This window comes from Leifsonia naganoensis, from assembly GCF_013410615.1.
Lineage (GTDB): Bacteria > Actinomycetota > Actinomycetes > Actinomycetales > Microbacteriaceae > Leifsonia > Leifsonia aquatica.
In genome coordinates this window covers 4,230,984-4,240,828 of the sequence record NZ_JACCHJ010000001.1, presented here as the reverse complement: position 1 = coordinate 4,240,828, position 9,845 = coordinate 4,230,984, and the positions used below count along the sequence as shown (strand labels likewise).

Annotated in this window: 10 protein-coding genes; 6 read left to right on the top strand and 4 right to left on the bottom strand. The window is 73.3% G+C overall.

Going from position 1 to position 9,845, the window contains the following annotated elements:
• Window positions 1–2 precede the first annotated feature (2 nt).
• Genes HNR14_RS20400 through HNR14_RS20385 form a run of 4 tightly spaced genes read left to right on the top strand, consistent with a single transcriptional unit; the run spans window position 3 to window position 4,942 of the window.
• Window positions 3–2,216 (top strand): peptidase C14, encoded by a 2,214-nt coding sequence (locus HNR14_RS20400; protein ID WP_218875085.1) that lies wholly within the window; start codon window positions 3–5, stop codon window positions 2,214–2,216.
• Window positions 2,217–2,271: 55 nt separating this feature from the next.
• Entirely contained in the window at window positions 2,272–3,063 is a 792-nt protein-coding gene (locus HNR14_RS20395) for an SDR family NAD(P)-dependent oxidoreductase (protein ID WP_179702411.1), read from the top strand.
• Window positions 3,060–4,142 (top strand): enolase C-terminal domain-like protein, encoded by a 1,083-nt coding sequence (locus tag HNR14_RS20390; protein WP_343064555.1) that lies wholly within the window; start codon window positions 3,060–3,062, stop codon window positions 4,140–4,142. The genes HNR14_RS20395 and HNR14_RS20390 overlap by 4 nt, the downstream gene beginning before the upstream one ends.
• Window positions 4,139–4,942: an SDR family NAD(P)-dependent oxidoreductase gene (locus HNR14_RS20385; RefSeq protein ID WP_179702410.1), complete on the top strand. Its 804-nt coding sequence runs from the start codon at window positions 4,139–4,141 to the stop codon at window positions 4,940–4,942. The genes HNR14_RS20390 and HNR14_RS20385 overlap by 4 nt, the downstream gene beginning before the upstream one ends.
• Before the next feature lie 18 nt (window positions 4,943–4,960).
• On the opposite strand, the gene HNR14_RS20380 is transcribed toward HNR14_RS20385, so the two are convergent.
• Window positions 4,961–5,296, bottom strand: coding sequence for a nuclear transport factor 2 family protein (locus HNR14_RS20380; RefSeq protein WP_179702409.1), 336 nt, complete (start codon window positions 5,294–5,296; stop codon window positions 4,961–4,963).
• Between the two features lie 47 nt (window positions 5,297–5,343).
• The gene (locus HNR14_RS20375; RefSeq protein ID WP_179702408.1) at window positions 5,344–6,093 is read right to left on the bottom strand and encodes an SDR family NAD(P)-dependent oxidoreductase; all 750 of its coding nucleotides are present in this window, start codon (window positions 6,091–6,093) and stop codon (window positions 5,344–5,346) included.
• A gap of 79 nt (window positions 6,094–6,172) precedes the next feature.
• Between HNR14_RS20375 and HNR14_RS20370 the strand changes: the two genes are divergently transcribed.
• Both HNR14_RS20370 and HNR14_RS20365 read left to right on the top strand, forming a co-directional pair.
• Complete coding sequence (locus tag HNR14_RS20370; RefSeq protein WP_179702407.1) at window positions 6,173–7,150, top strand: C-terminal binding protein; 978 nt, start codon at window positions 6,173–6,175, stop codon at window positions 7,148–7,150.
• An 11-nt stretch (window positions 7,151–7,161) separates the two neighbouring features.
• Window positions 7,162–8,019, top strand: coding sequence for a fumarylacetoacetate hydrolase family protein (locus HNR14_RS20365; RefSeq protein WP_179702406.1), 858 nt, complete (start codon window positions 7,162–7,164; stop codon window positions 8,017–8,019).
• A gap of 12 nt (window positions 8,020–8,031) precedes the next feature.
• Here HNR14_RS20365 and HNR14_RS20360 read toward each other — a convergent pair whose 3' ends face one another.
• Together HNR14_RS20360 and HNR14_RS20355 are read right to left on the bottom strand one after the other, a co-directional pair.
• Entirely contained in the window at window positions 8,032–8,916 is an 885-nt protein-coding gene (locus HNR14_RS20360; RefSeq protein WP_179702405.1) for an SMP-30/gluconolactonase/LRE family protein, read from the bottom strand.
• A gap of 49 nt (window positions 8,917–8,965) precedes the next feature.
• Complete coding sequence (locus HNR14_RS20355; RefSeq protein WP_179702404.1) at window positions 8,966–9,757, bottom strand: alpha/beta fold hydrolase; 792 nt, start codon at window positions 9,755–9,757, stop codon at window positions 8,966–8,968.
• Window positions 9,758–9,845 lie beyond the last annotated feature (88 nt).

Sequence of the window (9,845 nt, the reverse complement as noted above, 5' to 3'; positions counted from 1 at the left end):
CCATGACCAGCTCCTCGGTTCCACCCACCGGCACCCGCCGCACCCGCGGCAGCCGTCGCACCGATGCGACCCCCGCTGCGGACGCGCCACGCTCCGGCACCCGCCGCGGCCTCCTCGTCGGCCTCGGGGCCGCCGCCATCGGGGGAGTGACCGCGGTCGGCGGCCTCGGCCCGGGCGATGCCGCCACGGCCGCCGCCGCGCCCGCCACCGCCGCGACCTCCGGCTCGCTCCGCCAGGTGCGCCTCGTGGGCGATCTCGCGAAGGTCAAGGCGAAGGACGGCGAGATCGCGATCGCCTCGGGCTACCACCAGCCCGGCGACGTCGGCGGCCTGATCTACCGGGGCGCGTCCGGCCAGGGCGCGACGCCCAACGGCGGGACCGTGCTGGCCGGTAAGAACGGCACCGTGTGGGTGCTCGTGCACCAGGGCACCGTCGAGTTCCGCCAGTTCGGGATCATGGGGCCGGACACCCCGGCCGACGCCGCGCTGGAGGCCATGGTCGCCGACGCCTCCATCGCCCGCATCGAGGGGCACACCGACCTCAACTTCGTGAAGCGCCACAAGCTGGTCCGCTCGCACCTCGAGCTCGACTTCGGCGGCCACCTCATGACGACTGAGGGCATCGAGAACGCCGGCACCGACGACCCGTTCGCCGCCGTGATGTTCTTCCAAGGCGTCCTCTCGTCCGAGACGCAGACGGCGACGCTGTCGGCGGCCATCCCGGACCTCGGCGACATCTTCGAAGTGGCGGACTCCTCCTGGTTCGCCGTCGACTCCTGGTACACGGCCGAGGTGAACGCGCTCAGCGGGCGCTGGGAGCGGGAGCTGCAGAAGCTCGTGCAGGTGACGCAGATCGTCGACGGCACGCACATCCGCGTCGACTACAAGAACGGGTGGCCGCTGGCGAAGGGCCGCACGATCACCTGGACGCGCGTGAAGCCCGTCGAGGGCATCCGCATCGCCAACCTCGTGTTCCGCGGCAAGGGCACCGACCAGTACACGGGGTCGCACCCGATCGCGTTCGAGTTCGCGGTGCGCTGCGATGTCGAGAACATCGTCGGCTCGCTGACCTTCTGGCCGCTGATCATGCGGCGCTGGAACACCTTCTACTCCACGATCGGCTGCACGCTCTCGAACCCGACGTCCGTCACCTACGGCGGCGCGGGCTACCTGACCCAGCAGATCTACTGCCTCTACGGCTACGTGGCCAACTGCCACACCTCCAACGCCCGGCACCTCAACGACTTCACCGCGAGCGCGTACTCGATGGTCGAGAACTGCCACGGCGACGGCGACGACGAGGGCCCGTTCGTGACGCACGGCCAGTACGAGCACGACCTCACCTACACCGGCAACTCGGGGCTGATGACGTTCGCCAACTCCGGTGCGGCGTGGGGCTCGGCGGCCAAGCGCATCACCGTGCGCAAGCACATCTGCTCGTGGTTCGTCGCCCGGGTGCGGATCACCGACCTGACGCTCGAGGACGTGCGCGTCATCGGCAAGCCCAGCCTGGCCGGGTCCGGGATGCTGTGGATCAACGCCGACGGCGCGCAGCTTCGCGGCTGCACCGCCGACAGCACCCTGGTGATCACCCAGTCGTCGACGGCCTCCACCCGCCCGACCGTGATCCGCGACTCCTGGTTCGGCTTCGCCGCGCCGGGCAGCCTCACCGATGCCAGTGTGAAGGTGCCGGTGACGTTCGAGAACACGACGCTCGAGAACGTCGGCGGGATGAAGATCCTCGGCGCGGGGGAGGTCACGTTCCGCGGGTCGACGCTGACGGCGAAGGCCGGGTCGGACGCGGTGCAGACGGCCTCGGCGCGCACCCGGCTCACCGGAACGAGGCTGGACAACGTCTCGCTGCAGGCGGCCGGGACCGCGGACCAGACCATCGAGGTCACCGCGGGAAGCGTCGTCACCGGAGCGGGCGGGACTGCGATCGGCCGCGCCGGAGACAAGGCGCTCACCCTGCTTCTCGCCGACAGCTCGTTCGCCCGCTCGGACTCCGGGGGCAAGCACCTCTCGCTCACCGGCGGCACGAACCACTATCGCGCCACCGGCTGCCGCTTCGAGGGCGGCGCGCTCGAGCTCACGTCCGGCGGGTTCGGCGGGTCGTCGACCCTGCTGCACACCGTCAACGTGGAAAGCTCGGTGACGCGCACCGGATTCCCCGCCGACTCCACGCGCGTCGTCACCGCCGGCAACCTCACCGTCTGAACCACCGCCCGAACCGCCCCACCCCGGCACCACGGCATCACTGGAAGGAACCCCCATGCCCGCATCCGCATCCGAAACCGCCGCCGCTCCGGGCGCGCCCGTCGCCCTCGTCACCGGGGGCGCGGCCGGCATCGGCTGGGAGATCGGCAGGCGACTGGTGGCCGACGGCTACCGCGTCGTCGCCGCCGATCTCGTGCCGGGGCTGACCGCGACCGAGCCGGAGGCCGGCATCGTGCACCGTCGGCTCGACGTCACGGATCCGGCGGACGTCGAGGCCGTGTTCGGCGGCGTCGTCGCCGAGTTCGGGAGGCTGGATGCGGTGGTCAACAACGCCGGCATCCAGCGCCACCGCGCGATCGAGGATCTGGCGTGGGACGAGTGGAAGGCCGTCGTGGACGTGAACCTCCACGGCGTCTTCCTCTGCCTCCAGGCCGCCGGCCGGCACATGCTGGCGGCCGGCGGCGGCCGGATCGTCAACATCTCGTCGATCTCGTCCCGCGGCTCGGCGGGACGGGCGCCGTACGCCTCGACCAAGGCGGCGGTGATCGGCCTGACCGCGACGGCGGGCGCGGAGTGGGCGGCCCGGGGTGTGCGCGTCAACGCGGTCGCGCCGGGATACGTCGACACGGGCGTCTTCCGCCAGGGCGTCGCGGCCGGGACGCTGAGCGAGGAGACCATCCTCGCCCGCATCCCGGCCGGGCGGCTCGCGCAGGCGGCCGAGATCGCCGCGACGGTGTCGTTCCTGCTCTCCGACCAGGCGAGCTACTTCGCCGGGCAGACCCTCTACGCCGACGGCGGCTTCATGGTCGACTACGGCGTGCCGCTCGCGTCGGTCCCGAAGCCGTGACGCGGGCGCTGCGCACCGCCACGACCGCGCTGCCCCTGCCCGCCCCGCTCCAGCTCGGGGCCATGACGGTCACGCGGCGGGAGTTCGCTGCGGTCCGGATCGAGCAGGACGGCGAGACCGGCGTCGCCTACGGGCTCACCCGCGAGGCGCCGATGGCGGAGATCGTCGAGCGCCTGATCGCGCCGCACGTGCTCGCGGGCGACCTCGACCCGGAGGCGCTCTGGGAGCGGGCGTTCCGGGGCAGCGCGATCGTCGGCCGGGTCGGCCTGGTCCGGCGCGCGCTGGGGCTCGTGGATGTCGCGCTGTGGGATCTGCACGCGCGCCTTCTCGGCGTGCCGGTGTGGAGCCTCCTGGGCTCGGGTGACGCGCCGCGGCCGACCATGCTCGTGGCCGCCTATCCGACGCCCGGTCGCACGGTGGAGAGCCTCGTCGAGGAGGTCGTGCGCCAGGCGCAGGATGGCTGGCCGCAGGTCAAGATCTCCCGCTCGCCCGACCGCGCCCTGATGCGCGCCCTGCTCGCCGAGCTCGAACGCGAGCTGCCGGCCGACTGCGGGCTCGTCGTCGACGTCGGCTTCGGCTGGCGCGATGCCGACGAGGCGCTCGACGAGATCGCCGACTGGGGGAGTCCGCGGCTCGCCTGGCTGGAGGACCCCCTGCTCCCGGAGGACGTCGCCGGTTGCGCGCGCATCCGCCGGGAGACCGGGCTGACGGTCGCGGTCGGCGACGAGGTCACCGACCCGGCCGTCCTGCAGGCTCTCGCCGAGGGCGGAGGCATCGACGTGGCGCGACTCGATGTCGTCGCCCTCGGCGGGATCACCCCGTCGCGGGCGTTCCTCGCCTGGGGCGCCGAGCGCGGCCTCCCCGTGTCGTGCCACATCGGGCCCGAGATCAGCGCGCACCTGCCCGGCGTGCAGGTCGAGACGTTCGCGCGGGGCCCGCAGCCGAACCCGTACGACCCGTCGCCCGTGCTCGTCACCGGCGGCCCGACGTTCTCCGCCGGATACGCGACCCCGCCATCCGGGCCGGGGCTCGGCTTCGGCTTCGCGCCCGGTACCTTCGACTTCGGGAGGTCGTCATGAGCAGCAGTGCCGCGCAGCAGCGCAGCGTCGTCGTCACCGGGAGCGGCAAGGGCATCGGCCGCGGGATCGCCGAGCGGCTCACGGCCGACGGGTGGATCGTCGTGGGGGTCGAGCGCTCGGCCTCCGACACCGTCGAGGCGGGGATCTGCGCGGCGGTCGTCCGCGGCGACTCCTCCGAGCGGGACATCCACACGCGGGCCGCCGGTCGGGCGATGGAGCTCGCCCCGCTCGCCGGCTGGGTGAACAACGCTGGCATCACCGTCCGCACCCCGCTGCACGCCCTCGACGAGCAGGAGGTGCGCCGGGTCGTCGAGACCAACGGCCTCGGCTACCTGTGGGGCTGCTCGGCCGCCGTCACCGCGTTCACCGCGCAGACGACGGGAGGCGCGATCGTGAACGTGGGCTCCATCCACGGCCGCGCGAGCTTCGTCGACCACGCGGCCTACGAGTTCACCAAGGGCGGGATCGACGCGCTCACCCGCAGCGTCGCCGTGACGTACGGTCCGTTCGGCATCCGCGCGAACACGGTCGCGCCGGGCGGCGTGCGCACCCCGCACCTCGACGCACAGATCGCGAACGCCGCCGATCCCGTGGCGGAGGAGCGCGGCCTGGCCGAGGGTCCGCCGCTGCGCCGCATCGCCACGGTCGCCGAGGTCGCGTCGCTCACGGCGTACCTGCTCGGCGACGAAGCGTCCTACATCAGCGGTCAGTCGATCGCGGTGGACGGCGCGTGGACGGCCTCCTTCGGGCGCCCGGGGGCCGACGCGTCGCTCGCCGAGCGATACGGACTCGGTCGCTGACGCGGCTGGGCCCGAGGCTCAGGCCTTGACCATCGACGCGCGCCGGATCAGCCCGTCGCGCACGTCGAACGTCGCGATGGTCTCGGTCGCGACGCCGTCGCGCACCACGTACTCCTGCGCGACCACCCACCGCTCGCCGAAGAGCGCGTGGGTGGCGACGCTGCAGCTGAGCCCCGGGTACGACAGGCGGTCGGCGTAGAAGGCGCGGATGGCGTCCCGCCCGGTGAGGGGAGCGTCGCCGACGCCGGACACCACGGCGTCCTCCGCGTAGGTGGCGACGAAGGCGTCGAGGTCGTGGGCGTTGAACGCGTCGACCTGCTCGGTCACGACGCGGAACGCGTCCAGTGCGGTCATGGGAGTCCTCCTGGGGAGATCGAGGGGATCGGCGCGGGCGGACGACGTCAGTCGATCCGCACGCCGCCATTGACGTCGTAGGTGGCGCCGGTGACGAACCCGGCACGCTCCGAGGCGAGCGACGCGATCGTCCAGGCGACGTCGGCCGGCGTGCCGAACCGTCCGAGCGGGATGGACGACTCGAGCGCGTCGTGACCCTCGTCGGTGAGCTGGTCGGTGATCGCGCTCGTCACAGGGCCGGGGGTGACCGCGTTGACCCGGATGCCCTCGGCCGCGAGGTGCCGGGCGAAGCTGCGGGTGAGGGCGAGCAGGGCGCCCTTGCTGGCGGCGTAGTGCATCCCCGTCTGGAGGGCGCCGACCTGGCCGGCGATCGAGGACAGGTTGACCACGCTGCGGTCGCCCGCCGCGGCGCGCAGCAGCGGCAGCATCCCGCGCGTGAGCAGGAAGGTGCCGCGCACGTTGGTCTCCAGGACCGAGTCCCACTCGTCGAGCTCGATGTCGTCGAAGTGGCGGTACGGGCAGACGCCGCCGTTGTTGATCAGCACGTGCAGCTCGCCCCAGGCGTCGGCGACCTCGGCGACGAGGGCGGCGACCGATTCGGGGGAGCGGAGGTCGAGGCGGCTGATGCGTACCTCCGCCGCGCCGGCAGCCCGGCACTCGGCGGCCACGCGCTCGGCGGCGGCGCCCCCGGAGGTGAAGGTGAGCCAGACGGCGTGGCCCGCGGAGGCGAGTTCGACGGCGGTGGCGGATCCGATCCCGGAGCTGGCGCCGGTGATGAGGGAGCGTCGGAGGGTCATGGGAAAACGCTATAGCAACACCGGGCGGAAAGGCGAGCGGACTGGCCTGAAAACGCTAGATGCTATAGCGTTTTGGATTATGACTTCCGATCTCGTTGTGATCACCGACTGCGATCTGCCCGGCACCGCCGCCGACGACGCGCTCACCGCCGCCGGCCTCCGGGTGCGCCGTGCCGCCTCGCCGTCGGCCGACGACATCGTCGCCGCGGCCGCCGACGCCTCCGCCCTCATCGTGCAGTGGGCGCCGATCACCGGGGAACTGCTCGACCGCCTCCCGAACCTGCGCTTCATCAGCCGGCTCGGGATCGGCTACGACATGATCGACGTCGAGGCGGCGACCGAGCGCGGCATCCTCGTAGCCAACACCCCCGCCTACTGCCTCGACGAGGTGGCGACCCACACGCTGGCCATGATCCTCACCCTCGGTCGCGGTCTCGTCTCCTACGACCGCGCCGTGCGCGCCGGGAGATGGTCGGCGGTTGATGCGCGCCCGATGGGGTTCCGTCCCGCGGCGACCTCGGTCGCCGTAGTCGGCTACGGCCGCATCGGCTCGCTCGTCGCCCGCCGCTGCGCCGCCCTCGGCTTCCACGTCGTCGTCGCCGACCCGATGGTGCCCGACGTCGACATCCTCGCCGACGGCCTCGAGCCCGCGCCGCTGGAGGAGGCCATCGCGCGCGCGGACGTGCTCACCCTCCACGCGCCCCTCACCGACGCCACGCGCCATCTGGTCGACGGCGCCGCGCTCGCGACGATGAAGCCGACCGCTGTGATCGTCAACACCTGCCGCGGGCCGCTCGTCGACGAGGAGGCGCTCGCGGACGCGCTGGAATCCGGACGGCTGGCCGGCGCCGCGATCGACGTCTTCGAGAGCGAGCCACTGCCGGCGTCGAGCCGGCTGCGCGCGCTCGACACCGTGCTGCTCACGCCGCATGCCGCCTGGTACTCGCCCGAGGCGCTGATCGACCTGCCGCTGCACGCCGCCGACAACATCATCGACCACTGGGCCGGCCGCGCCGTCCCGGCGATCGTCAACCGCGTCGCCGCCACGGCCGACTGAGAGGACCTCCGATGCGATTCCTACGCCTCGGCCCCGCGGGGGCCGAACGTCCCTTCGTCCGCGCCGACGGCCGGCTCTACGAGCTCGACACCGTCGCTCCCGACATCGATCCCGCGTTCTTCGCCTCGGACGGCATCGCGCGCACCGCGACCGCCCTCGCCTCCGGGGGCCTGCCCGAGGCTCCGCCCGCGGCGGCCGAGCTGCGCATCGGACCCCCGGTGACGCGCCCCGCCGCGATCGTCTGCATCGGCCAGAACTACGCCGCGCACGCCGCCGAGTCGGGCTCGGCGCCGCCGGAGCATCCGATCGTGTTCTTCAAGCACCCGAACACGCTGGTCGGACCGAACGACGACATCCTCCTCCCGCCCGGTGCCGAGAAGGTGGACTGGGAGGTCGAGCTCGCCGTGGTGATCGGTCGTCGCGCCCGCTACCTGCAGACCGACGAGGAGGCGTTTTCGTGCATCGCGGGCTTCGCCGTCTCGGACGACGTCTCGGAGCGCGCCTGGCAGCTCGACGTCTCCGGCGGCCAGTGGTCCAAGGGCAAGAGCGCCGAGACCTTCAACCCGTTCGGACCGGAGCTGGTGACGCCCGACGAGGTCGACCACACCGGTCTGCGGCTCGCCTCCTGGGTCGACGACGTGCCCCGGCAGGACTCCAGCACCGCCGACCTGATCTTCGGCGTCGCGACGCTCATCCGCGACCTCAGCCAGTACCTGGTGCTCGATCCCGGCGACATCGTCAACACGGGGACTCCGGAGGGCGTCGCGCTCTCGGGGCGCTTCCCGTACCTCGTCGACGGGAACACCGTCCGTGTCGCGATCGAGGGGCTGGGCGAGCAGCGCAGCCGGGTGCGGCGCGCCACGCGCTGACGTCGGCAGCCGCTAGGCCGCGCGGTACTCCGGCTGCGGGAGGCCCTGCGCCGCCACCTCGACCGTGAACATGGCACCCGAGGCGGGCGCGTCGGCGAGCTGCTCGGCGTCGAGGCCCTCCCGGGCGGTGGTGATCACCAGCGTGCGGAGGTCCGGTCCGGCGAACGCCACGCTCGACGTGTGCGGGGCGTCGACGGAGACGGTGTCGACGACAGCCCCGGACGAGTCGAAGCGGCGCACCTCGCCGGCGCCCCAGAAGGCGATCCAGAGCATCCCGTCGGTGTCGGCGCACATGCCGTCGGGCATCCCGCCCACCAGCTCCCTCGACGCGAGGTGCGCGCGACGCGGTCCGGTCGCGCCGGTCGCCACGTCATAGCTGCGCGCCCAGACCGTCGTGGCCAGGGTGTCGACGGAGTAGAGGGTGCCGCCGTCCGGCGACCAGCACAAGCCGTTGGACAGCAGGAGGTCGTCGTCGAGCACGCGCACCCGCTCGCCGTCGACCTGGACCAGCCGCTCCGGCCCGGTGCCGTCGTCGAGGGGATGCGTCCCGACCAGGAGCCGGCCGGCCGGGTCGACCGCGGCGTCGTTGGTGCGGCTCCGCGCGCCGGCCGGGACCACGAGCGGTCCCGCCTCGACCGTGTCGTCGCCGGCGAGCAGAATCCGATCGCGGCCGACGACCGCGAGCCGCCCATCCTGAGCGGGGAGCACGGCGCCCACCGGTTCGCCGAACGCGCGGCTCCCCGTGACCCTGATGGCGCCGTCGTCGAGACGTCCGGTGAGCACGGCTCCGGCGAGGATGTCGACCCAGAGGACACGGTCGCGCGGGGCGTCCCAGACGGGGCCCTCCGCGAGCTCGTAGGTCTCGGTCGTGGCGCGGTGCGCGCGGTAGTGCGTCATGCTCCGATCCTGGCAGACCGCCCAGGGCAGGGACGGGCGCCCGGCGGCGTCAGGCCGAACCGGTGACGAACCCCGCGAGCACGGGCGCGATCGCCTCCGGCTGGACGTCGTGGGTCTGACCCGGGAGCTCGGCGTACTGCCCGTCCGCCCCGCCCGCGGCGATCTCGTGCGCGCCGTAGTGGAGGAACGACGGGCTCGCGCCGCCCGCGATCCCGAGCACGGGGACGCGCAGCACGGCGATGACCTCGTCCGGGATGAGCGAGTCGCCGAGCGCGGCATCGTCGTACGCCAGTGTGGGCGCGAGCGCCGTCGTCCCGCCCCAGTGCGGCGACTGCCGGAGCCCGGCGATCTGCTCGTCGGGCACGCCGACCCGGCGGAAGAACAGCTCGGCGGCGGCGTCCCGATCGTCGCGCGCCAGCGCCTCCCCGAGCGCGGCGGTGTACTCCCGGGCGGGTGCCTGCGCCTCTTCGGGAACGTAGGGCGGCTCGTAGACGGCCAGCCGGGTCACGGTCTCGGGACCGAGCGCGGCGGCCGCCGTGAGGGCGAGCGCGCCGCCGGACGAGAAGCCGACGAGCGCGGCCGATCCGCCCACGGCGTCGATCAGGGCGGCGAGGTCCTCGATCTCGCGCGCCACCGCGAAGGGGAGGGTGTCGCCGCTCTCCCCGCGTCCACGGCGGTCGTAGGCGACGACGGTGAGGCGATCGGCGAGGGCGGCCGCGATCTCGCGCGAGCGCCCGCCGGCACGGTGCGCGGAGGCGCCGTCGACGAGGATGACAGCCGGGCCGGACCCCGTGGTCTCGTACGCGATCGTCGTGCCGTCGGCCGAGGTGACGGTGGGCATGGGTGCTCCTTCCCGGATGCTCCGCGCGGTCGCTGCGCGGACACGCCAGAGTCTAGGCAGCCTCCGTCCGCGCCACCAGGGCCGCTGA